A 22,218-nucleotide genomic window follows, 5' to 3' on the forward strand; every position below is an offset into this window, starting at 1 on the left:
GCCGCAGGGCCTGCTGCCCGAGGTGCTGCGTGACGGCAATCCCTGGCAAGTCTCGCGGTTGGTCGATGGCAAGCGCGAGGTGTAGTACCAGGTCCGTAAATGCGCTTAAACCCTTGGCGGCCTTCGGGCCGCCATTTTCATCCCGTCTTTGCCATAATGGCTCTTCTATTCCCCTGCCCCTGCGGAGCTGTTCATGGCCTCTCCCCCCAACGATCGTCGCCAGGGTCGCCCGAATCCGACGCGCCCCCCCTCGGCCGGCCAGCGCGAGCGTCGCCCGCGCGCGCGCCAGGCGCAGCTGGGCGAGGTGGCCTACCTGGAGGTGGTCGCGGTCAACGAGACCGGTGCCTTTCTCGACTGGGGCCACGCGCGCGACGTGCTGCTGCCCTTCGGCGAGCAGCGCTTCCGGCCGACACCGGGCAAGCGGGTGCTGGTGCGCCTCTACGAGGACCAGCAGGGGCGACCGGTGGCCTCGCAGAAGCTCGACCGTTTCGTCCAGGACGAGGCGACGGGGCTGGCACCGGGCGACGAGGTGGCACTGGTCATCGCCGACGCCACCGACCTCGGCTACAAGGCGGTGGTCGACCATCGCTTCTGGGGGCTGCTCTACCGCGACGATGTCACCCGGCCGCTACGCCGTGGCCAGCGTGTGAAGGGCTACGTGAAGCGGGTGCGCGACGACGGCCGGCTCGACCTCTCGCTGCTGCCGCCGGGGCCGGCGCGCCTCGACGTGGTGGGCGAGCAGGTGCTCAAGGCACTGCGCGATAGCGGCGGCTACCTGCCACTGGGTGACAAGAGCGATGCCGCGGCGATAAAGGCGCGCCTGGGGGTCAGCAAGAACGCCTTCAAGCAGGCGATCGGCCGGCTCTACAAGCAGCGCCTGGTCATCATCGAGGAGACCGGCATCCGCCTGGTGCCCGGCGCGTCGCGCGAGCCGGGCTAGCTCGGCTCGCGCTCGGCGACGCGGCGCTCAGTCGAGCGCCTGGAACTCCTCCTCGTGCAGCCAGGCGGCATGCTTGGGCGCGCGCTTGGTCTTCGACCACTCCTCGATCATGGCCGGTGCCACCTCCTTGAGCTGGCGCATCTGCGCCGGCGTGCCCTTCACGTAGGTCAGCTCCAGGCGATGGCCGTTGGGATCGAAGAAGTAGATCGAGCGGATGATGCCGTGCTCGGTGGGGCCGATCACCTCCACCCCCTTGCCTTCCAGCTCTTCCTTCGCTGACAGCAGCGCGGCCTCGTCGGCGACGCGGAAGGCGATGTGCTGGACCCACTCCGGGGTGTTGGGGTCGCGCCCCATCTCCGGCGAGTTGGGCAGCTCGAAGAAGGCCAGGATATTGCCGTTGCCGGCATCCAGGAACAGGTGCATGTAGGGATCGGGGGCCTTGGTGGAGGGCACGCGGTCCTCGGCGATGGCGACCAGGAACGCCATGTTGAGCTTGTCCTGGTACCACTCGACGGTTTCCTTGGCATCGCGGCAGCGATAGGCGACGTGGTGAATCTGCTGGATCTCGATCATGGTGAGTCTCGTAGGGTGGCCGGAGAAGCGCCAGGGGCCTGCGTGGGCTTTTTCAGCCTCTATTTTAGTTTCAATTGAAACTAAAATAGAGGGCTTCGCCTCGCCCTGTCAAGCCGCCTTGGTGTTGCTCAAGGCCCTGCGTCATACTGCGCTCACTTCCCGTGCCACGATGGAACGCTGCCGATGAGCCAACAGACGAGCGAACGATCCCTGCGGGTGGGCGTGGTGATGGACTCCATCGCCCACCTCGCCTACAAGAAGGACACCACCCTGGCCATGCTGTGGGCGGCCCAGGAGCGCGGCTGGTCGCTGCACTACATGGAGCAGGAGGACCTCTTCCTGCGTGACGGTCGCGCCTACGCGCGCATGCGCGACCTCACCGCGTTCCGCAACCCCGACGACTGGTACGCGCTGGGTGCCCCGGAGCAGCGCTCGCTGGCCGAACTCGACGTGATCCTGATGCGCAAGGACCCGCCGGTCGACGCGCATTTCCTCAATGCCGTGCACCTGCTGGGTTTCGCGGAACGCGCGGGCGTGCTGGTGGTCAACCCGACACGGGCGCTGCTGGAGTGCAACGAGAAGCTGTTCGCCCAGCAGTTCCCGCAATGCTGCACGCCGACGGTGGTGTCGTGCAGCGAGGCGGTGCTGCGTGCCTTCCACGCCGAGCACCAGGACGTGATCTTCAAGCCGCTGGACGGCATGGGCGGCAGCGGGATCTTCCACGTGCGTCCCGAGGGGCGGAACCTGGGCGCCATCATCGAGACGCTGACCGAGCGCGGCCAGCGCCAGATCATGGCCCAGCGCTACATCCCCGAGATCAAGGACGGCGATACGCGCATCCTGCTGGTGGACAGCGAGCCGGTACCCTACGGCCTGGCCCGGGTACCCATGGCCGGCGAGACCCGCGGCAACCTGGCCGCCGGCGGTACCGGTGTCAGCCGCGAGCTGACCGCCCGCGACCACTGGCTGATCGAGCAGGTGCAGCCGATGATCCGCGAGAAGGGGCTGATGTTCGTCGGGCTTGACGTGATCGGCGATTACATCACCGAGATCAACGTCACGAGCCCCACCTGCGTGCGCGAGATCGACGACCAGCGCGGCACCGACATCGCCGGCCTGCTGATGGACGCCATCGAGCGGCGCCTGGGCCGCCGCGCCTAGACAGCGTGTCACACGAGGGGAGGTGAGTCCGCCCATGGTGGTCTCGGTCAGCGACCCGATCCACTACGCCCCGGTCACGCGGCCGCATCGCCGCTGGCTGGCGCTGTCGGCCGCGCTGCTGCTGCACCTGGCGCTGATCGGGGTGGTGACCAGCTGGCAGTTCGCACCGCCGCCGGCGGAGCGCTCGAGCCTGGACGTGGTGCTGGTGACCCGCCCGGCCGAGGCGCCGGTGGAGGCCGATGCGATCGCCGAGGCGGAGCAGGCGGCGGCCGGTGAGCCGGCTGAGGAGGCGCCCGCCGAGAGCCGGGCCGCACCGCTCGACGAGTTGCCGGTGCTGGAGGCACCGCAGCGCGCAGCGGTGCCGGCCACGCCAAGCGAGGCCGAGCGCCCCGACGCCGAGCCAGAGCCCGTCGACGAGGCGCCGACCGATACCGAGCAGGCCGGCGACGCCCGTCCCCAGGCGGAACCGAGTGAAAGCGCTCAGGCGGCAGCGTCGCCCGCGGCGTCGGGACGCGACCTGCTGGCCCAGGCCACCAGCAGCATTCGCCAGCAGGGGCTCGACGCCAGCCCCGACGGGCCGGCCGACGACCCGCCACGCTCGGCGGCGCGCCGCGCGGCGGAGGCGCGCTACATCGACGACTGGACCCGCCGCGTCGAGGACTACGGCAACCGCGTCCACCCCGCGCCGAGCCACCTGCATGGCCAGCTGCGCATTCGCGTGGTGATCGGACGCGATGGTCAGCTTCGCCAGGCGGAGGTGGTACAATCCTCAGGACATACCGAACTCGATCAGGCGGCACTGGATACCGTGCACGGTGCCGGGCCCTACCGGCCCTTCGACAGCAGCATGGGGGAGCTGGACAGCCTCTCCATCACCCGCGTCTGGCGGTTCGGGGAAGGCAACCATTTCGGCGTGCGCTAGGGTCATGCGTACGCCGCCCGGGAGTCCCATGCAATCCGTGCAAAACCTAGGCTTGAGACATCATTTTCTGCTGGCGATGCCGCATCTGGAAGATCCCAACTTCGCCGGCAGCCTCAGCTATCTCTGCGATCACGATGAGAACGGCACCATGGGCGTGATCGTCAACCGGCCGCTGGAGATCACCCTGGAGGCGCTGTTCGAGCAGCTCGAGCTCGACGGCGAGGAGAGCCCGCATCGCAACGCGCCGGTCTACTACGGTGGCCCGACCCACAAGGACCGCGGTTTCATCCTGCATCGCGGTTCCAGTGAGCCCTGGGATTCCAGTATCCAGGTGGACGAGGACATCGCCCTGACCACCTCCATGGACATCCTGCTGGCGCTGGCCGCCGGCAACGGCCCGAAGGAGTTCCTGGTGTGCCTGGGCTGTGCCGGCTGGGAGGCGGGGCAGCTCGAGCAGGAGCTCAAGGACAACGCCTGGCTCACCGTCGAGGCGCAGGCCGACATCCTGTTCAAGGTGCCACCGGAGCAGCGCCTCGGTGCCGCCGCCGGCATTCTCGGTGTGGACCTCAACCTGATGTCGCGGGAGGCCGGGCATTCGTAATGGCCGATGCGGGAGCGCGCCTGATCCTGGCCTTCGACTTCGGCACCCGCCGCATCGGCGTGGCGGTGGGCAATGAGCTGCTCGCCAGCGCCCGCCAACTCGAGCCGTTGCCGGCGCGCGACGGCATTCCCGACTGGAACGTGGTCACGCGGCTGGTCGAAGAGTGGCAGCCCGACCTGTTCGTGGTGGGGCTGCCGCTCAACATGGACGGCAGCGAATCCGAGATGAGCGTGCGGGCGCGCAAGTTCGGCAAGCGCCTCCATGGCCGCTACGGCAAGCCCTGCGAGATGGTCGACGAGCGCGGCTCCACGCGAGAGGCCAAGGCCATCGCCCGCGAATCGGGGCGGCTGCGCAACCCCGCCAGGAGCTACCGCGACGACGGCGTCGACGGCATCGCGGCGGTGCTGATCCTGGAGAGCTGGTTCGCCGGCCGGGAGGGCCTGCCGTTGCGTCGATGACGGCCGGCCCGGGAGCGCCCTGAGGGAGGCGAGCCCTGTGCAGGGGGTGGCTGGCTCAGGTCGTCAGTACCCGCTCCTCGGCATAGTGCGCGGCGATGTCGTTGACCGAGATGCAGGTGTACTTGAGCACGAAGAAGGCCAGGGTGGCGGGGCAGGTGAAACTCTCCTCGAAGCGCTCGACCTCGCCGCCGTGGCCGCGGGTGACGCTGGCACGGTAGCTGTTGCCCGCCTTGGTCAGGCGCACCGTGGCCTGGCGGTCGGCCTCCTGCTTCTCCAGCACCAGCTCGCGCTGCCGGGCCAGCAGCTCGTCGAGCATCTTGCCGCCTTCGCGCTCCTCGGCGGTGGCCCACACCTCCTGGTCGCGCTCGCCGTACTGGAACAGCAGGATGGCCGGGAGCACGGAGAAGATGGCGCCGGTCAGCAGCCAGGTGAGCTCGGCGCCGGGAGGGTGCAGCGCGAACACGGCGAACAGCTGTACCAGGAAACCGGCCGCCAGGATGCCCGCCAGCGGGCGCCACATGCGCGGATTCATCACCGGCTTGCCCAGGGTGTGGCCCCACAGGCCGGCGGCGGCCAGGGCACCCAGCCCCAGCAGCAGCAGCCCCCAGGGCGGGCCCCCGCCCACCAGCAGGGCGATGGCGCCGATCGCCACCAGGGCGCTGTAGAACACCGCCAGCAGTATGTACGCTCGTTCAAGGGTCATGCGTCACCTCTCCTTTCTCCGGCTGCTCGGGACGGCAGCGCCATTGTTATTCGAGTGTGTGTCATCCGAGACGGTGGGCTCCCTGGGGCCGTCCCGTCAAGCGGCGGCCGGCGGCCGCCGCGACAGCTGCGCAAGCGCTCCGTTCGTCATTGGCCCGCGTTCGCCCTCAGCATAGCGATGCCCAGCGTTTGTTGCATCGTCACAGGCTGGGGTCGTCCACCCCGACCCGTGCGGGCACGAACCAGCGCACCGGACGCAGGTCCTTCTCGATCAGCGCCTCCACCTGCAACAGGGTGGCGAAGATCGCCATGCGCACCGGGATGCCGTTGTCGGTCTGGCGGAAGATCGCCAGGCGCGGGTCGCCGTTGAGGTCGACGTCGAGGTCGTTGGCGTCGGGGCGGCTGTCGCGCGGCAGCGGGTGCATGACGATGGTGTCGCGGCCGCAGCGCTGGTCCAGGAAGGCGCGGTCGACGGTGAAATCGCGCGACAGGCTGAAGCCCTCGCTCATCTCGGCGGTGAAGCGCTCCTTCTGGATGCGCGTGGTGTAGACCACGTCCACGTCCGAATAGTCGTCGGCCAGGCTGCTGCGCTCCTCGACGCGGTGGCCGCGCGAGGCGACCAGGTCGACCAGATGGCTGGGCATCTCCAGCCCCGGCGGCGCCACCAGGGTGATGCGCATGGGGTCGTAGAGCGACAGCAACTTGATCAGCGAGTGCACGGTACGGCCGTACTTGAGGTCGCCGGTGAGCAGGACATGGGCGCCGGCGAGCGGCTTGCCCAGCCGGGTGAACTCCTTGTCGATGGTGTAGAAGTCGAGCAGCGCCTGGCTGGGGTGCTCGCCGGGGCCATCGCCGCCGTTGATCACCGGCACGTGGGTAGCGGCGGCGAACTCCGCCACCGAGCCCTGGTCGGGGTGGCGCATGACGATGGCGTCGCAGTAGCCGCTCATCACCCGGCTGGTGTCGTAGAGCGACTCGCCCTTGGCCATGGAGGAGAAGGTGAAGCCGGTGGTGTCGCACACGCTTCCGCCCAGGCGGCAGAACGCCGCATGGAAGCTGACCCGGGTGCGGGTGCTGGCCTCGAAGAACAGGTTGCCGAGCACCGCCCCCTCGAGTACCCGGGTCACCTGGCGGCGCTGGGCGATGGGCTCCATGCGGGCAGCGACGCGCATCAGGTGGTCGACGCGGTCGCGGGACAGGGAATCGACGGAGAGCAGGTGGGGACTCATCGAGGGCCTCGAAGGTGGCAGCGAAGGATGGCCCGTAGTGTAACGCTCCCCGCTCCTCGCTTCACGAGGCGCGATACGCGCTCAGCGCCCGATCAGTTCGGCCAGGCGGCGTGCGTGCGCCTTCACTTCGCGTATCGCCCGCTCGGTGTCGAGGTCGTCCATCGCCACCACCCCCACGCAGGCTTCCACCCCGGGGCGCAGCCGCGGCGTGGTCACGGGGCTGGCCACGCCCACCGCGCCGCGCTGCAGCTGGCCGCGGGTCAGGCTGTAGCCGTCGGCGCGAGCCCGGCGCACCGCCTCGCTGTCATCGTCGCGCGGGGCACGCCCGGCGAGGATGGCGATGCCCGCCGCCCCCAGCGTCAGCGGGTGGCGACTGCCGACGCGGTAGCCGACCCGCAGCAGGCCCTCGTCGGGCTCCGCCACCAGCAGCACCACGCACTCCTCGCCCTGGGCTACCGAGACGAAGGCGGTGGCCCGGGTCGCCTTGGCCAGCGCCTGCAGCAGCGGCTGCGCCGCCGCGCGCAGCTGGGGCTCGAAGCGCGAGGCCAGCAGCGAGATGCCGGCGCCCAGGCGCAGCGCGCCCTCGGCGGAGCGCGCCACCAGTCCGTGCTGCTCCAGGGTGGTGACGATGCGGTAGGCGATGGCGCGATGTACCTCAAGCTGCTCGGCGAGCTCGGCGACGCTGATGCCATCGGCGTGCTCGGCGACGAGTTCCAGCGCGCGCAGGCCGCGATCCAGGGTTTGCAGGGTAGTGGCCATCGAATGGGTCCTTCGCGTCGACGGGGCTGGGTAGGGTAGCAGCTGTCCGGGATTGACGTCCCCGGCGGAACTGCCTATGGTCAGCCATGTGTTCGCTGAACGATACCAAGTGTGCGATAAAAGTAAAAGAACATGGCGAATCAGACGACAACCCCGCGGGAGGCCCCATGACATCTGCAACTCGCCGGACCGAGACCGATACCGGCGCGGGTGATTGCCCCTTCCACGGCGCCGGTGAACCCTCGATGGCGCCCAACGGCTGCCCGGTGTCGCCCCGTGCGGCGGCCTTCGATCCCTTCGACAGCCCCTACCAGCTCGACCCCGCCGAGGCGCTGCGCTGGTCCCGCGAGCAGGAGCCGGTGTTCTACAGCCCCAAGCTCGGCTATTGGGTCGTGAGCCGTTACGACGACATCAAGGCGATCTTCCGCGACAACCTCACCTTCTCGCCGTCGATCGCGCTGGAGAAGATTACCCCGGCGAGCGACGAGGCCCTGGCGGTGCTCGAGCGCTACGACTACGGCATGCACCGCACCCTGGTGAACGAGGACGAGCCGGCCCACATGGCGCGGCGCCGCGAGCTGCTGGACGCCTTCACGCCCGAGGCGCTGGAGGCCCATGCGCCGATGGTGCGCCGCCTGGTGCGCGAGAAGCTCGACGCCATCATCGACCGCGGCCGCGCCGACCTGGTCGCCGAGATGTTCTGGGAGGTGCCGCTCACGGTGGCGCTGCACTTCCTCGGCGTGCCCGAGGAGGACATGGCGCAGCTGCGGCGCTTCTCCGTCGCCCATACGCTGAATACCTGGGGGCGCCCCTCGCCGGAGCAGCAGGTCGAGGTGGCCGAGGGGGTCGGCAAGTTCTGGCAGTACTCCGGCGAGGTGCTGAGGAAGATGCAGGCGCGGCCGGCAGGTCACGGCTGGATGTACGACATGATCGAGAAGAACCGGCACAAGCCGGACATCGTCACCGACAGCTACCTGCACTCGATGATGATGGCGATCATCGTCGCCGCCCACGAGACCACCGCGCTGGCCACCGCCAACGCCTTCCGCCAGCTGCTCTCGCGCCCCGCGGTGTGGGCCGATCTGTGCGCCAACCCGGCGCTGATCCCCGCCGCGGCCGAGGAGTGCCTGCGCCACTCCGGCTCGGTGGTGGCCTGGCGGCGCATCGCCACCCGCGAGGTGGAAGTGGGCGGCGTGACCATCCCAGAGGGCGGCAGGATCCTGATGGTCACCGCTTCGGGCAATCACGATCCGGCCCACTTCGAGAACCCCGACGAACTCGACATCTACCGCGACAATGCCGTCGACCACCTCACCTTCGGCTATGGCAGCCACCAGTGCATGGGCAAGAACCTGGGACGCATGGAGATGCGCATCTTCCTCGAGGAGTTCACCCGGCGCCTGCCGCACCTGGAGCTCGAGGAGCAGGCGTTCACCTTCCTGCCCAATACCTCCTTCCGCGGCCCCGAGGCGCTGTGGGTGCGCTGGGACCCGGCGCAGAATCCGGAGCGCCGCGACCCGGCGGTGCGCAGCGCCCAGCGCGACTTCCCGGTCGGGGCGCCGTCGCGTCAGGACATCGCCCGGGAAATGGTCGTCGCCAAGGTGCAGACGGCGGCCGAAGGCGTATTGCAGATCGCCCTGGAGGATCCGCATGGGCGTCGCGTGCCGGCGTGGAGCCCCGGCGCCCACGTCGACCTGATCGTCGGCGACTACGTGCGCAAGTATTCGCTGTGCGGCGAGGAGGACGATCCCTACTGGCTTCAGGTCGCCGTGCTTCGCGAGGAGGCAGGGCGCGGCGGCTCGGCCTGGATCCACGAGCACCTGAAACCGGGCATGCCTCTGCGCCTGCGCGGGCCCAAGAACCACTTCCGCCTCGACGAATCGGCCGGCCGCTACGTGCTCATCGCCGGCGGCATCGGCATCACCCCGATCATCGCCATGGCCGACCGCCTCAAGCGGCTGGGCAAGCCCTTTGAACTGCACTATGCCGGTCGCTCGCGCGCCAGCATGGCCTTCGTCGAGCGGCTCGCGCGCGACCACGGTGAAACGCTGCGGCTCTACCGCAAGGATCAAGGCGAGCGGCTCGACCTCGCCGCCCTGCTCACCGAACCGCGCGAGGATACGCAGCTCTATGCCTGCGGCCCCGAGCGCCTGCTCGCGGCGCTCGAGGCCGGCACCGGCCACTGGCCGGAAGGTAGCCTGCGCGTGGAGCACTTCACCGCCGAGGGGGCACTGCTCGATCCCGATCACGAGCACAGCTTCGAGGTCGAGCTCGCCGACTCCGAACTCGTCGTCGAGGTGGCCGCGAATCGCACCCTGCTGCAGGCCCTGCGCGCCGCTGGCGTCGACGTGCCCAGCGACTGCGAGGAGGGCCTGTGCGGCTCCTGCCAGGTCGCCGTGCTCGAGGGCGAGATCGACCACCGCGACAAGGTGCTCACCGCCGCCGAGCGCGCCGGCCAGGACCGGCTGATGAGCTGCTGCTCCCGGGCGAAAGGCAAAAGGCTGAAGCTTGCCCTCTAACGCCGGCCATCGACCGCCTACCGCAAAAGCAAATGACAAGAGCACGCAACCCTGACCATCGGGACTCACGAGGAACGACAATGAAAATGCACAAGCTGGCGACACTGACCGCGCTGACCGCACTCTCCCTGGGGGCCTTCCAGGGGGCCGCGGCCACCGAACTCACGGTGAGCACCTGGGCCGGCCCCAACCACGGCGTCAACACCATCGTCTGGCCGACCTGGGGCAAGTGGGTCGAGGAGGCCACCGAGGGGCGCGTGACCGTCAACGTGGTCCACGACATGGGGCCGCCCAACGCCCAGATGGAGCTGATCGCCGACGGCGTGGCCGACGTCACCTGGCTGTTCCACGGCCTGATGCCGGGGCGCTTCGAGCTGACCAAGCTGCCTGAGCTGCCCACCTTCGAGGAATTCTCCTCCGAGGCCGCCTCGGTGGCCTACTGGCGCACCCACAACGAGCACTTCGCCGACGCCGGCGAGCATCGCGGCGTCGAGGTGATCGGCGTGGGCGTGCACGGTCCGGGCTCGCTGTTCCTCGACGAGTCGATCGACAGCCTCGGCGACCTCGACGGCAAGCGCGTGCGCATCGGCGGCGGGGTGATGTCCGACATCTCCCAGGCGCTGGCCCTGACCGGCGTGGCGCTGCCGCCGGCCAGCACCTACGAGGCGGCCACCCAGGGCGTGATCGACGGCGCCATGTTGACCCTGGAGGGGCTCAAGAGCTTCCGCCTGGCCGAGGTGCTGCCCTACACGGTGCAGATGCCGGGCGGATTCTACCGCGGCAGCTTCTCGCTGGTGATGAATCCCGACACCTGGGCCTCGCTCTCCGACGAGGACCGGGCGGCGATCGAGGAGGTCTCCGGCGAGCGCCTGTCGCGCCTGTTCGGCTACATGATGGACGTGGTCGACGAGCGCGGCATCGCCTTTGCCGAGGAGCAGGGCAACACCTTCATCGAGCTGCCGGCCGGGGAGATCGAGCGCTTCCAGGAGATGGCCGCCGAGCTGCCCGGGGCCTGGAAGGCGGCGGCGGCGGAGAAGGGCGTCGACGGCGAAGCCGCCGAGGGTTACTTCTTCGAGCAGCTCGAGGCCGCCGAGGGCGAAGCGGGGCTCTCCGCCGACGAGGTGATCGATCCCGAAGCGTAACCGCGGCCTTTCCCTCACGCGTCTCCCAACGCTTGCGAGCACGGCCCCGGCCGTGCTCGCGGCGTTCTGCCAGGCACGAATTAAGTTTCAAATGAAACTGTTTTGACCTCGGTCAATGCCCTGGGGCGTTCGTGGACCGATACTGGGACAAACGCACACAAAGGGAGAATCGTCATGTCCCAGGCAGCCAAGAGCACATGGTGGAACCGTCTCTGCGAGGGCAGCTACCGCGCCTCCACGCGGCGGCTGGTGCGCGACATCGAGGCGGAATCGCCTGGCGTCTACAGCGAGATGCTCAAGGATATCGACACGCCGCTGGAGCCCGCCTTCGAGCGCGAGATGGCACGCCACCTCGATCGCGGCGGCTTTCGCGCCTTCGTGCCCGCCGAGACCCTGATGCCGGCCATGCTGCAGCGTTTCGGCCTCGAGCCGGGCAGCGTCGCCGAGCATGCCAGCTACCCGAGCCTGCGCGGCAACTGCAATGCCTGCCCGGTGGCCGGCCACTGCTGGGGCGCCATGCGCCGCGATGCGGGTGTCGACGAGTGCCGCGCCTTCTGCCCCAACGCCGCGGCCTTCGAACGGCTGGCCGAGACCGCCTGAGGCGCCAGAATAGTCACCGACACAGTGCCACCAGCCGCGCCTTGGAGGGTACGCCGAGCTTGGCGTAGGCGCGCTTGCGATAGGTTTCGGCAGTAGAGAGGGCGATGTCGAGTTCGGCGGCGGCGGTCTTGAGGGTGTGACCGCGCAGCAGATAGAGGCACAGCTGGCGCTCGCGCTCGGAGAGCGTGGCGAGCACCGCGGCCTCCTCGCGGCTGGGGCGCTGTAGCGTCGGGCGGGCGCCGTGATGATAGCGATAGTGGCGGCGGATCAGGCTGGCCAACAGCGGCGCCATGGCGTTGAGGTTCGCCAGGTCGGCGTTGGTGAAGGGGCCGGCCCCGCTGCCGCGATACAGGTTGAGGTAGAACGCGCCCGAGGGAGCGGGAACCGTCAGCGACACCTTGTCGATCAGGTCGGGAAAAGCGAACAGGTGGCTGCGGTAGGCCTCCGGCATGGCCTCGGCCTGCATCGGCGTGACTTCCGCAGCGGCGCTCTCGCCGCCGTTATCCTTCAGCAGCTGCCGCAGGCGCTGGTAGTTGGGGTCCTGGCGGAACAGGCCGCCGGTGTAGAGCTCGGCGAGGTGGTCGGCGATCCGCGGTGCCCGCTCGTTGGCGGCCAGCAGGCAGTCGACCTCGTCACTGTCGTCGAAGGCGAAGATCATGCACTGCTCGATGCCCACCGCCCGGCGCAGAAGGTCCAGCAGCTGCTCGTCGAAGCGCTGCTCGCCCAGGCTCGCCACGCAGGCGGCCAGGGCCGGCATCAGGCCGGGCCAGTCGAGGGCGGCATCGGCGCTGGGGTCGCTCATGGCGCGGGCTCCTCGCGGGGGCTTCAGCGGCTTGTCCCGGTTTCTGCGGGACAGCCAGGCGATTGTCGGCGGGGTACTCTGGGACAGACTCGACAACGACTCCAACAGGAGCATGGCCCATGCGACCCGCCGGCAAGGGCGAGACCGACTCGCTCTACTTCGATTATCCCCATTTCCCCTTCGTTCGTCCCGCCGAACTCAATGGCCGGGCGGTACGCCACCGCGTGGCCATCGTCGGCGCCGGCCCGGTGGGCGTGACCGCGGCGCTGGAGCTGGCGCGCCACGGCATCGAGAGCGTAGTGCTCGACGACAAGGCCACCGTCAACGACGGCTCGCGGGCGATCTGCATCTCCCGCCACAGCCTCGAGATCCTGCAGCAGCTCGGGGTCGAGGCCCCTTTCGTGGCCAAGGGCCTGGGCTGGACCCGCGGCCGCACCTACTTTCGCGACCGCGAGATCCTGCGCTTCGAGATGCCTCACTCCGAGCAGCAGCGCTTCCTGCCGATGATCAACCTGCAGCAGCAGTACATCGAGAAATTCCTGATCGACCAGGCCGCCGAGAGCGAGCTCGTCGAGCTGCGCTGGCAGAGCGCGGTGACCGGCGTGAGCCAGAATGCGAGCGGCGTGAGCCTGGAGGTGAGTACCCCCGAGGGCGACTATCGCCTCGCCTGCGACTACCTGCTGGCCGCCGACGGCGCCCGCAGCGTGGCGCGCAAGGCACTGGGCCTCGCCCTGCACGGTGATGCCTACGAGGGCCGCTACGTGATCGCCGATATCCGCCTGCGCTCCGATTTTCCCACCGAGCGACGCGCCTTCTTCCACTCCCACGCCCTGCCGGACACCACCATTCTGGTGCACAGGCAGCCCGACGACATCTGGCGCATCGACTACCAGCTCGGCCCTGACGAAGACCCGCATGCGGCCGTGGAGGAGGCCAGCATCCGCGAGCGGGTGGGGTTGATCGTGCGCGAGGTGCTGGGCGAGGGCGATGCCTGGGAGCTCGAGTGGTGGAGCCTCTACAAGGCGCACACCCTGGCGCTGGACGACTATCGCCACGGCCGCGTGCTGTTCATCGGCGACAGCGCCCACCTGGTGCCGATCTTCGGCGTGCGCGGCCTCAACAACGGCCTGGCCGACGCCGCCAATGCCGGCTGGAAGCTGGCCTGGGTGCTCCTGGGGCGGGCACCCGAGCGGCTGCTCGACAGCTACAGCCCCGAGCGGCGCGGTGCCACCCTGGACGTGTTCGCCAATGCCGGCAAGAGCACCCGCTTCATGACCCCGCCGAGCCGCGGCTACCGGCTGATGCGCGACGCCGCCTTGGCGCTGGCGCTCGACAACGACTACGCCAGCGGCTTCGCCAACCCGCGCCAGGTCACGCCCTACACCTACGCCGAGAGCCCGCTGACCCGGGCCGACGACGCCGGCTTCGAGACCGGGCCGATCCCCGGCGCACCGCTGTTCAACCGGCGCCTGGACGACGACGACTTCCTGCTCGACCACCTGGGCGGCGGCTTCACCCTGTTGCACTTCAGCCGCCATGGCGAGATCGATCCGGCGCTGGCCGAACGGCTCGCCGCGCTGCAGGCTCGTGGCCAGGCCCTCGAGCTGCTGCGCGTGGCACGCGAGCCGGGCGGCGAGGGCGTGCTGGTGGATCGCGACGGAGGGCTGTTCGCCGCCTACGGTGCAGCGCCCGGCAGCGCCTACCTGGTGAGGCCCGACCGCCACGTGGCGGCGCGCTGGCGGCGCCTCGCTGCCGCCGACCTCGACCCTGCCCTCGCCATCGCCCTGGGAGACGCCTGAGATGACCGACACCACACTGCCCTTCGCCGATCTGGAACGGGTCTACGAAACGCTGGCCGAGACCCTGGATGCCCTGCCCGAGGCCCAGGAGCGGTTGTTCCTTGCTCAGCTGGCGCTGGCGCTGGCCCACCGCGTCGGCGACGTCGAGCGGGTGATGGACGCCATCGAGGAAGCGCGCCGCGGCGTGGAGGAGGCCGGCTCGAAACCGGGGCAGTGACCCCCTCATTCACTGCGCCAGCTCATGCACGAGCTGGCCCGGGCCATGATCTGCCTAGGCCTCCACCGCCATGCCGGCCAAGTGGCCGGTCTTGAGGTAGAGGGTGGCGCCCTGGGCGCCAGCGGCGATCGCCGGATACTCGCCGGCGGGCAGGCGCATCCAGCTGCCGCGCGGGTAGGACTCGCTGTCTTCCGTCAGATCCCCGGACAGCACCAGCAGTTCGGCGCTCTCCACCGGGACGGAGAACAGGTTGTCACCCGGACCCAGACGCAGCAGGCGCACCCGCTCGCCATCGCTCGCGAACAGCGCACAGACCTCGCGGCCCTCCTGGCGCCGCCAGGCAGCCGGGTCGCGGGTGTCGATGCGCACGCAGCGCCCCTCCTCAGGCGGCATCTGCCAGAGCTTGACGAACAGGGTCGCCCCCTCGCGACTGAAGGGTTCATGGGACGAGCCCGGCGGATTGCGCAGGTACCAGCCGGACGGATAGTCGCCGCTCGCGTCGGAAAAGGTGCCGGAGAGCACGAGAATCTCCTCGCCACCCGGGTGTTCATGGCGTGGAAAGAAGGAGCCGGGCGCGTAGCGCACGATACTGGTGGCGCGGGCTTTCTCCTCGCCCAGCCGGTCGAGCATCACACGCTCGACGCCGCCCTGGGGGGAGGTCACCCATTGATACTGGTCGGGCACCACGCTGGCGCGGCGCGAGAAGTCGGCATTGATGCGCATGGTCGTTCCTCCGGCGAGCGAAAAGGGTCGCCTGGTACGGCTTCCTGTATTGATCTTCTCCCACGTGCCGATGTTCCCTGACCGGTCAGGGAAAGGGCCGGTGCCACGCGGACATGAGTCAAGCCGGCGCGGCCCGCTCCAGCAGTGCCGCCACCGCCTCGCCGACTCGCCTGACGCCCGCCTCGACGACGGGCGTCATCGCCATGGCGTAGTTCAGGCGCAGGCAATGGCGGTACTTGCCCGAGGCCGAGAACAGCGAGCCCGGGGTGATGTGCAGCCCTTCCCCGACCAGCCGCTCCTTGAGGCGCACGCAATCGATATGTCCCGGCAGCTCCAGCCACAGCAGGAAGCCGCCCTGGGGATAGCTGACCCCGGTGCCGGGCGGGAAGTGGCGCAGCACCCAGTCGATCATGATGTCGCGATGCTGGCGGTACTGGCGCACCATCTCGCGCAGGTGGCGCTCGTAGTGGCCGTGCTCGACGAACTCGGCCACCGCCAGCTGCGGCAGCGTGGCCGAGGCGCCGGTGGAGACGTACTTCATGTGCAACGCCTGGTCGCGGTAGCGCCCCGGCGCCATCCAGCCCACCCGCAGCCCCGGCACCAGGGTCTTGGAGAAGGCGCTGCACAGCAGCACCCGGCCGTCGTCGTCGAAGCTCTTGAGGGTACGCGGCCGGGGCGTGTCGAAGGAGAGGTCGCCGTAGATGTCGTCCTCGACGATGGCCACGTCGAAGCGCTGGGCCAGCGACACCAGGGCGCGCTTGCGCGCCTCGGGCATGGTGTAGCCGAGCGGGTTATTGCAGGTGGGCGTGACCTGGATCGCCTTGATCGGCCACTGCTCGAGCGCCAGCTCCAGTGCCTCGAGGCTGATGCCGGTGCGCGGGTCGGTGGGTATCTCCAGCGCCTTGAGTTGCTGGGCCTTGAGGATCTGCATGGTGCCGTAGAAGCTCGGCGAATCCACGGCGACCACGTCGCCGGGCTCGGTCAGGGTGCGCAGGGCCAGCGACAGCGCCTCCTGGCAGCCGGTGGTGACGAGCACGTCGTCGGGGTGCAACAGGCAGCCCGACTTGTCGGCCAGCCGCGCGACCTGGCGGCGCAGTGCGAGGCTTCCCTGCAGACTGTCGTAGTTGAGCCCGTAGGCCGCCACCCGGCGGTGCAGGGTGGCCAGCTGGCGATGCAGCGGGCGCAGGCTGGCGGCGGTCAGGTCGGGAATGCCGCGTCCCAGCATCAGCAGGCGGTCGTCCACCGGGGAGGGCGACACCAGCTCCAGCACCTGATCCCACTGGGACACGTCCAGCGGACGCTGGGCGGGACGCGACACCCTGGGCAGCACGCTCGGGGTCGGCCTGGGCAGCACGTAGTAGCCCGAGCGTGGGCGCGCTTCCGCCAGCCCCGACTCCTCCAGGCGTCGATACGCCTCCTGCACCGTGGACACGCTGACTCCCAGCTCGCGGCAGAGCGCGCGCACGGAGGGCAGGCGATCGCCGATACGATACTGGCCCTGCTCGATGCGCCGGGTCAGGGCCTGGGCGACGTGTTCGTAGCGCTTCATGACAGTTTCATCGGGTCATTCCCCGCTTCGGTACAGTGAAGGCATCGGCGAGCGATACAGAGACAGAATAACCCTATCTGTACCGATAAAATATTGCTTCGTTGAATCTGTATTGGTCGTGCCGCGGGGCCATAGCCTGTCATTACCCATCCGACAGGAGATGCCGCCATGATTCTCGAACGTCTTTTGCGACTGCCTCGCCGGCTCAGGGACCAGCGGCGTCGCCACCGTACCCGCTACGATCTGCGTCACCTCGACGATCATTTGCTGGCCGACATCGGACTCGATCGGGCCGCGGTCGAGCGCGAAGTGCGCAAGCCGTTCTGGCGATGAGGCGCGCGTGCACCGGAACCCGTGCCGGTCCATGCTGCCAGTATGGGTAATGCCACGGACGCTACCGGACAGCCGAGGAGGAGAGCGATGATAGAGGTTCTGCCGGCCCCCGAGTACGTGGCGGCGTTCCGCATATCGGGCACGCTGCACGGCGCGGACTATGACGTATTGATCCCGGCGATCGAGTCGAAGCTCGAGCACAACGAGCACATCGGCGTACTGGCCGACATGACCGACTTCGATCACATGACGGCCGGCGCCCTGCTGCGTGACCTGGCCTATGCCATGAGCAAGCTGGGCGAGTACCACCGCTTCAAGCGTGCCGCGGTGGTCGCCGACAAGCGCTGGATCGAGACCACTACCAGGCTGGCCGGCAAGCTGTTCCCCAATACCGAAGCACGCCTGTTCCACGCCGGCGAGCTGGAGGAGGCCATGCGCTGGGTCGCCGGCTTCCGCGACGACCTGATCAGCGGCGGGCTATGACAGCGCGGTGGCCGCCTCCCGCTCGCCGTGCCACTGGCGCAGCAGCCAGGCGAAGACGAGCCCCAGGGCGAGCAGCCACAGCCCGGCGCCGGCCAGCAGCCACAGGCTGTCGGCCAGGCGCAGCACCAGCCCGCCGAGGCTGACGCCCACCGACTGGCCGAGGAACAGACAGCCGGCGAACACTGCCATGGCGGTGCCGCGCATGGCGGGTGCCATCTGCGTGGCATTGATCTGCAGCGTGCTGTGCATCATGTAGAAGCCGAGCCCGGCGGCGAAGGCGCTGGCGGTGGCCAGCGCCGGCAGCGTCGCCAGCGCCAGCCCGACGAAGCCGAGTCCCATCAGCACGCCGCCGCCCGCCGCCAGGCCCGGCTCGCCCAGCCGGGCCACCAGCGGTCGCGCCAGGGCGGCGAAGATCAGCCCGCCCACGCCGAACAGCGCCACCATCAGCCCCGCCTGGGTCAGCGAGACGTCGAGCCGGGTATAGAGATGACTGGCGACGAAGGCCAGGGCGCCGAAGGCGGCGATCCCTTCCAGGAACACCAGCGCCAGGATGCGCCGCGCGCGGGCGATCAGCAGCACTTCGCGAATGCGTGCAAAGAAGGCGATACGGCCCTGCTCGGCCCTGGGTGGCGACAGGGCCGGCTGGCGGCGCAGGGCCACTAGCAGCAGCCCGCCGGCGCCGAGGAACAGCAGCGTGAGCAGCGTGAACGCCGCCGGCCAGCCCAGCGTGTCGGCCAGGAAGCCGCCCGCCACCTGGCCCGAGATCAGCCCCAGCACCGCCCCCGAGAGCATGTGCACCAGCGTGACCTGGCGCTGCTCGTAGGGCACGTTGTCGCCGACCCAGGCCATGGAGAGCGGGATGATGGCGGCGGCGGTGGCACCGTTGAGGGTGCGGGACGCGAGCAGCATCGGCAGCGACTCGGCCAGTGCCGAACCCAGCGCCCCCAGTGCGGAGGCCAGGGTGGCCAGGCCGATCACCCGCAGGGTGCCGAAGCGATCGCCCAGCGGGCCGTAGCAGAGCTGCATCACGCCGTAGGCGATGGCGAACAGGGTGATGTTCTGCGCCACGTCGGCCACCGGCCGGGCGAAGGCCTGCGACAGTGCCGGCAGCATGGCGTCGGTGACGCGCATCGAGGCCATGCTGGCGAAGCCGGCCAGGGCCAGCAGCAGGATGACCAGGCGGGGCGGTGCGCCGGCGCTCATTGCGACGACCCTGCCCGGCTGGCGATCGCCGCGCGGCCGGCCGGGCGCACCAGCACCAGGTAGGCGGCCAGCGAGAGCGCGCCGCCCAGGCCGATGGCCGCGGCCATGGTCAGCGAGGTGCCGTCGTGGAAGCGCCCGACCAGGGCGCCGCCGAAGGCGGCGATGGTCATCTGCAGGAAGCCGAACAGCGAGGAGGCCGAGCCGGCGCACTGCGGGTTCGGCGCCAGCGCCCCCGACATGCTCTGCGGCATGACGATGCCGAAGCCCACCAGGAACAGGATATGCGGCCCGATCACCGCCCAGGGCGTATAGACGCCGGCTACCGCCAGGCCCGCCATGAGCGTGCCCGCCAGCGCGCAGAGCGCCGTGGCCAGCAGCAGCAGGCGGTCGCGGCCCAGGCGATGGCTGAAGCGGCCGCTGACCAGCGTGCCGGAGAAGAAGCCGGCGACGATCAGCGTGAAGCCGATTCCGTAGCCGAAGGGCGTCATGCCCATGAACTCGATCAGCACGAAGGAGGAGCCGGAGAGGAACGCGAACAGGCCGGCGAAGCCGCTGGCGTTGACCAGGGTATAGCCCATGAAGGCGCGCTGGCCGAGCAGCATGCGGTAGTTGCCGAGGATGGTGGCGGGATGCACCGACTGGCGATTCTCCCGCGCCAGCGGTTCGGGCATGAGCAGGGCCAGCACCAGCAGCATCGCCGCGGCATACAGCGTCAGCAGCAGGAAGATCGACTCCCAGCCGAAGAACAGCAGCAGCCCGGCGCCGACGATGGGCGCCAGCGCCGGGGCGAGCGCCATGGTGCTGGCCATGTAGGAGAGCACGCGCCCGGCCTCGACGGGGCCGTGGATGTCGCGCACCGCGGCGCGCCCCAGCACCGGGCCGGCGGCACCGCCCAGCGCCTGCAGGAAGCGCCCGGCCAGCAGCCACTCGATGCTCGGCGCGAAGGCGCACAGCAGGCTCGCCAGCAGGAACAGGGCGAAGCCCGCGATCATCACCGGGCGGCGCCCGAAGCGGTCCGAGATCGGGCCGCAGAACAGCTGCGCCACGGCGAAGCCGGCCATGTACAGGCTCAGCGTCAGCTGGATCTGGTCGGGGCCGGTGTCGAGCGCCGCGGCCATGGCCGGCATCGCCGGCAGGTACATGTCGGTGGCCAGCGGGCCCAGGGCGGTGAGAGCCGCCAGCGTGACCACCATGGCGGGGGACGTCAGCCTCAGCACATCGATGCCTCCAGAGCGAGAGTCCAGAACCTGGAATCAACGGCCAGCGGGCGCCGCCCCTCGGCTCGGGTATCGAGCCGGGAGCGGTGCCCGCTGGTCGTTAGCCTGCTTATTGTAGCCGAAATGGGCCGCGCGTGCTCAGCCGGCGTCGGGCTGCTCCCCCGGGGCGGCTCTGGCGAAGGTGTCCAGCGCACGGCAGCGCTCGGCGATGCGCCGGAGCGTCGGATACGCGGCGAGGTCGCACTCGAAGCGTTCGGCGTTGTACACCTGCGGCACCAGGCAGACGTCGGCCAGGGTCGGGCTGTCGCCGTGGCAGAACGCACCGCTGGCGGACTCATTCGCCAGCCGCGCCTCCAGCGCGGTGAAGCCTTCGGCGATCCAGTGGCGATACCAGGCCAGCTTGGCGGCGTCGTCCAGCTTCAGCTCGTGGACCAGGTACCTGAGCACCTTGAGGTTGTTGAGCGGGTGGATCTCGCAGGCGACGAGCTGGGCCAGCGAGCGCACCCGCGCGCGGCCCTCGGCATCCGCCGGCAGCAGCGGCGGCTCGGGGTGGCGCTCGTCGAGGTACTCGCAGATCGCCAGCGACTGGGTCAGCTGGGCGCCGTCCTCGGTCTCGAGCACCGGCACCAGCCCCTGGGGGTTGCGGGCGAGGTTGTCCGCGCCGCGCTGCTCGCCCTTGACCAGGTTGACCGCCACCTGGTCGTACGCCAGTCCCTTGAGGTTGAGCGCGATGCGCACCCGGTAGGCCGCCGAGGAGCGGTAATAGCCGTATAGCGTGGTCATGGTTGACTCTCCCTGGCCGTTCACTTGGGCTGGCTTACTTTGGCTGGTAGGGCACCACCTGCTGGTCGATGGCGCCGAAGATGCTGTTGCCCTGGCGGTCGAACATCTCGATGCGCACCCGGTCGCCGAAGCGCAGGAACGGCGTCCTGGCCGCGCCGTGCAGGATCTGCTCGACCATGCGCACCTCGGCCAGGCAGCTGTAGCCCACGCCGCCGTCGGCGACCGGCTTGCCGGGGCCGCCGTCGGGGTCGGGGTTGGAGACGGTGCCCGAGCCGACGATGGCGCCGGCGCCCAGGTAGCGGGTCCTGGCCGCATGCGCGACCAGCTGCGGGAAGCTGAAGATCATGTCCGGGCCGGCCTCCGGCTCGCCGAACTTCTCGCCGTTGAGGTGCACCGTCAGCGGCAGGTGGACCTTGCCCTCCTGCCAGGCGTCGCCCAGCTCGTCGGGGGTGACGCAGATCGGCGAGAAGCTCGAGGCCGGCTTGGCCTGGAAGAAGCCGAAGCCCTTGGCCAGCTCGCCGGGGATCAGGCCGCGCAGGCTGACGTCGTTGACCAGCATGATCAGCTTGATGTGGCCGGCGGCCTGCTCCGGGGTCACCGCCATGGGCACGTCGTCGGTGATCACCGCGATCTCGCCCTCGAAATCGATGCCGTGCTCCTCGCTGACCGCCTCGATGTCCTCGGTGGGGGCGAGGAACTTGTCGCCGCCGCCCTGGTACATCAGCGGGTCGGTCCAGAAGGTTTCCGGCATCTCGGCGTTGCGCGCCTGGCGCACCAGCTTGACGTGGTTGAGGTAGGCGGAGCCGTCGGCCCAGTGGTAGCTGCGCGGCAGCGGCGAGTGCAGCTGGTTCTGGTCCAGGGCGAAGGCGCCGGCGGCACGGCCGTCGTTGAGCTCGGCGTAGCGCGCCTCCAGCTTGGGGCTCAGCGCCGCCCAGCTCTCGATCGCCTGCTGCAGGGTGGCGGCGATGTCGGTGGCGGAGACGGCGCGGGTCAGGTCGCGGGAGACCACCAGCAGTTCGCCGTCACGGCCGTTTCTCAGAGTGGCGAGTTTCATCGTCTTGGGATCCTTTTCGTCAGGGGCGGGGCGCGTCGGCCCCGTCCGGTTCGGGCGTTGCGTCGCTCAGGCGCTCAGCGCTGCGCGGGGTCGAAGTGCGAGCGCAGGGTCGACCACACGTCGACGTAGTCACGCTGGCGAATGTCCGCGTTGAGCGCCGCTTCCGTCGGATGGTAGACGTAGCGGCTCTCGAACATGAAGGCCAGGGTCGCATCCAGTCGCTGCGGCGCCAGCTCGGCGTTGGTGGCCTTCTCGAAGGTCTCGGCGTCGGGGCCGTGGGGCGACATGCAGTTGTGCAGGCTGGCGCCGCCGGGCAGGAAGCCCTCGGCCTTGGCGTCGTACTCGCCGTGGATCAGTCCCATGAACTCGCTCATCAGGTTGCGATGGAAGTAGGGCGGGCGGAAGGTGTTCTCGGCCACCATCCAGCGCGGCGGGAAGATCACGAAGTC

The 22,218-nt window shown here is 69.6% G+C and carries 24 protein-coding genes; 12 read left to right on the plus strand and 12 right to left on the minus strand.

All coding sequences use genetic code 11. The features are described from left to right. The first annotated feature begins 193 nt into the window (after positions 1-193). Positions 194-940: a CvfB family protein gene (locus tag DIS04_RS19820; RefSeq protein WP_111415519.1), complete on the plus strand. Its 747-nt coding sequence runs from the start codon at positions 194-196 to the stop codon at positions 938-940. 27 nt (positions 941-967) lie between these two features. Here the strand turns inward: DIS04_RS19820 and DIS04_RS19825 are convergent, their stop codons facing one another. Next, positions 968-1,513: a VOC family protein gene (locus tag DIS04_RS19825; protein WP_111415520.1), complete on the minus strand. Its 546-nt coding sequence runs from the start codon at positions 1,511-1,513 to the stop codon at positions 968-970. Between the two features lie 183 nt (positions 1,514-1,696). Here DIS04_RS19825 and gshB point away from each other — a divergent pair, with 183 nt between their 5' ends. From gshB to ruvX, 4 genes are read left to right on the plus strand one after another with little or no spacing between them, the layout of a single operon-like run. After that, positions 1,697-2,674: a glutathione synthase gene (gene gshB, locus DIS04_RS19830; protein WP_111415521.1), complete on the plus strand. Its 978-nt coding sequence runs from the start codon at positions 1,697-1,699 to the stop codon at positions 2,672-2,674. 22 nt (positions 2,675-2,696) lie between these two features. Then, positions 2,697-3,596 carry an energy transducer TonB gene (locus DIS04_RS19835; RefSeq protein WP_162623128.1) on the plus strand — a complete coding sequence of 300 codons (900 nt, stop codon included), beginning with the start codon at positions 2,697-2,699 and terminating at the stop codon, positions 3,594-3,596. A 28-nt stretch (positions 3,597-3,624) separates the two neighbouring features. Continuing rightward, positions 3,625-4,197, plus strand: coding sequence for a YqgE/AlgH family protein (locus tag DIS04_RS19840; RefSeq protein WP_111415523.1), 573 nt, complete (start codon positions 3,625-3,627; stop codon positions 4,195-4,197). Further along, positions 4,197-4,655, plus strand: coding sequence for a Holliday junction resolvase RuvX (ruvX, locus tag DIS04_RS19845; protein WP_111415524.1), 459 nt, complete (start codon positions 4,197-4,199; stop codon positions 4,653-4,655). Before DIS04_RS19840 ends, ruvX begins: the two co-directional genes overlap by 1 nt. Positions 4,656-4,710: 55 nt before the next feature. Here the strand turns inward: ruvX and DIS04_RS19850 are convergent, their stop codons facing one another. The 3 genes from DIS04_RS19850 to DIS04_RS19860 all read right to left on the minus strand — a co-directional run bounded on the left by DIS04_RS19850 (position 4,711) and on the right by DIS04_RS19860 (position 7,345). Beyond that, positions 4,711-5,358, minus strand: coding sequence for a hypothetical protein (locus DIS04_RS19850; RefSeq protein WP_111415525.1), 648 nt, complete (start codon positions 5,356-5,358; stop codon positions 4,711-4,713). 199 nt (positions 5,359-5,557) lie between these two features. After that, a complete protein-coding gene (locus DIS04_RS19855; RefSeq protein ID WP_111415526.1) occupies positions 5,558-6,586 on the minus strand; it encodes an aspartate carbamoyltransferase in 1,029 nt (342 codons plus the stop codon). 81 nt (positions 6,587-6,667) lie between these two features. Next, positions 6,668-7,345, minus strand: a complete 678-nt coding sequence (locus tag DIS04_RS19860) for an IclR family transcriptional regulator (RefSeq protein ID WP_111415527.1) — start codon at positions 7,343-7,345, stop codon at positions 6,668-6,670. 167 nt (positions 7,346-7,512) lie between these two features. On the opposite strand from DIS04_RS19860, the gene DIS04_RS19865 reads away from it, so the two are divergent. The 3 genes from DIS04_RS19865 to DIS04_RS19875 all read left to right on the plus strand — a co-directional run bounded on the left by DIS04_RS19865 (position 7,513) and on the right by DIS04_RS19875 (position 11,606). Beyond that, positions 7,513-9,864 (plus strand): cytochrome P450/oxidoreductase, encoded by a 2,352-nt coding sequence (locus tag DIS04_RS19865; protein WP_111415528.1) that lies wholly within the window; start codon positions 7,513-7,515, stop codon positions 9,862-9,864. 86 nt (positions 9,865-9,950) lie between these two features. After that, a complete protein-coding gene (locus DIS04_RS19870) occupies positions 9,951-11,006 on the plus strand; it encodes a TRAP transporter substrate-binding protein (RefSeq protein ID WP_111415529.1) in 1,056 nt (351 codons plus the stop codon). Between the two features lie 174 nt (positions 11,007-11,180). Next, positions 11,181-11,606, plus strand: a complete 426-nt coding sequence (locus DIS04_RS19875) for a hypothetical protein (protein ID WP_111415530.1) — start codon at positions 11,181-11,183, stop codon at positions 11,604-11,606. A gap of 13 nt (positions 11,607-11,619) precedes the next feature. Here the strand turns inward: DIS04_RS19875 and DIS04_RS19880 are convergent, their stop codons facing one another. Next, complete coding sequence (locus tag DIS04_RS19880; protein ID WP_111415531.1) at positions 11,620-12,408, minus strand: helix-turn-helix domain-containing protein; 789 nt, start codon at positions 12,406-12,408, stop codon at positions 11,620-11,622. A gap of 119 nt (positions 12,409-12,527) precedes the next feature. Between DIS04_RS19880 and DIS04_RS19885 the strand changes: the two genes are divergently transcribed. Together DIS04_RS19885 and DIS04_RS19890 are read left to right on the plus strand one after the other, a co-directional pair. Then, complete coding sequence (locus tag DIS04_RS19885; protein WP_111415532.1) at positions 12,528-14,207, plus strand: FAD-dependent monooxygenase; 1,680 nt, start codon at positions 12,528-12,530, stop codon at positions 14,205-14,207. Position 14,208: 1 nt separating this feature from the next. Beyond that, a complete protein-coding gene (locus tag DIS04_RS19890) occupies positions 14,209-14,424 on the plus strand; it encodes a DUF2783 domain-containing protein (protein ID WP_111415533.1) in 216 nt (71 codons plus the stop codon). A gap of 54 nt (positions 14,425-14,478) precedes the next feature. On the opposite strand, the gene DIS04_RS19895 is transcribed toward DIS04_RS19890, so the two are convergent. Both DIS04_RS19895 and DIS04_RS19900 read right to left on the minus strand, forming a co-directional pair. After that, the gene (locus tag DIS04_RS19895; protein ID WP_111415534.1) at positions 14,479-15,147 is read right to left on the minus strand and encodes a cupin domain-containing protein; all 669 of its coding nucleotides are present in this window, start codon (positions 15,145-15,147) and stop codon (positions 14,479-14,481) included. 118 nt (positions 15,148-15,265) lie between these two features. Next, on the minus strand, positions 15,266-16,696 hold the full coding sequence (locus DIS04_RS19900; protein WP_111415535.1) for an aminotransferase-like domain-containing protein: 1,431 nt from the start codon (positions 16,694-16,696) through the stop codon (positions 15,266-15,268). Positions 16,697-16,864: 168 nt separating this feature from the next. On the opposite strand from DIS04_RS19900, the gene DIS04_RS19905 reads away from it, so the two are divergent. Next, positions 16,865-17,029 (plus strand): DUF1127 domain-containing protein, encoded by a 165-nt coding sequence (locus DIS04_RS19905; RefSeq protein ID WP_111415536.1) that lies wholly within the window; start codon positions 16,865-16,867, stop codon positions 17,027-17,029. A gap of 87 nt (positions 17,030-17,116) precedes the next feature. Next, positions 17,117-17,512: a SpoIIAA family protein gene (locus tag DIS04_RS19910; protein WP_162623129.1), complete on the plus strand. Its 396-nt coding sequence runs from the start codon at positions 17,117-17,119 to the stop codon at positions 17,510-17,512. Here the strand turns inward: DIS04_RS19910 and DIS04_RS19915 are convergent. The 5 genes from DIS04_RS19915 to DIS04_RS19935 all read right to left on the minus strand — a co-directional run. After that, positions 17,507-18,715, minus strand: coding sequence for an MFS transporter (locus tag DIS04_RS19915; protein ID WP_111415538.1), 1,209 nt, complete (start codon positions 18,713-18,715; stop codon positions 17,507-17,509). The two genes, DIS04_RS19910 and DIS04_RS19915, sit on opposite strands and share 6 nt — an antisense overlap. After that, positions 18,712-19,932 (minus strand): multidrug effflux MFS transporter, encoded by a 1,221-nt coding sequence (locus DIS04_RS19920; protein WP_111415539.1) that lies wholly within the window; start codon positions 19,930-19,932, stop codon positions 18,712-18,714. Before DIS04_RS19920 ends, DIS04_RS19915 begins: the two co-directional genes overlap by 4 nt. A gap of 138 nt (positions 19,933-20,070) precedes the next feature. Beyond that, positions 20,071-20,715 carry a maleylacetoacetate isomerase gene (maiA, locus tag DIS04_RS19925; RefSeq protein WP_111415540.1) on the minus strand — a complete coding sequence of 215 codons (645 nt, stop codon included), beginning with the start codon at positions 20,713-20,715 and terminating at the stop codon, positions 20,071-20,073. A 34-nt stretch (positions 20,716-20,749) separates the two neighbouring features. Further along, the gene (locus DIS04_RS19930) at positions 20,750-21,769 is read right to left on the minus strand and encodes a fumarylacetoacetate hydrolase family protein (protein ID WP_111415541.1); all 1,020 of its coding nucleotides are present in this window, start codon (positions 21,767-21,769) and stop codon (positions 20,750-20,752) included. A gap of 74 nt (positions 21,770-21,843) precedes the next feature. Then, positions 21,844-22,218, minus strand: a 375-nt coding sequence (locus tag DIS04_RS19935; protein ID WP_162623130.1) for a homogentisate 1,2-dioxygenase domain-containing protein, incomplete at its 5' end; no start/stop codon positions are given.

This window comes from Billgrantia lactosivorans, from assembly GCF_003254665.1.
GTDB classification, from domain to species: Bacteria; Pseudomonadota; Gammaproteobacteria; order Pseudomonadales; family Halomonadaceae; genus Halomonas; species Halomonas lactosivorans.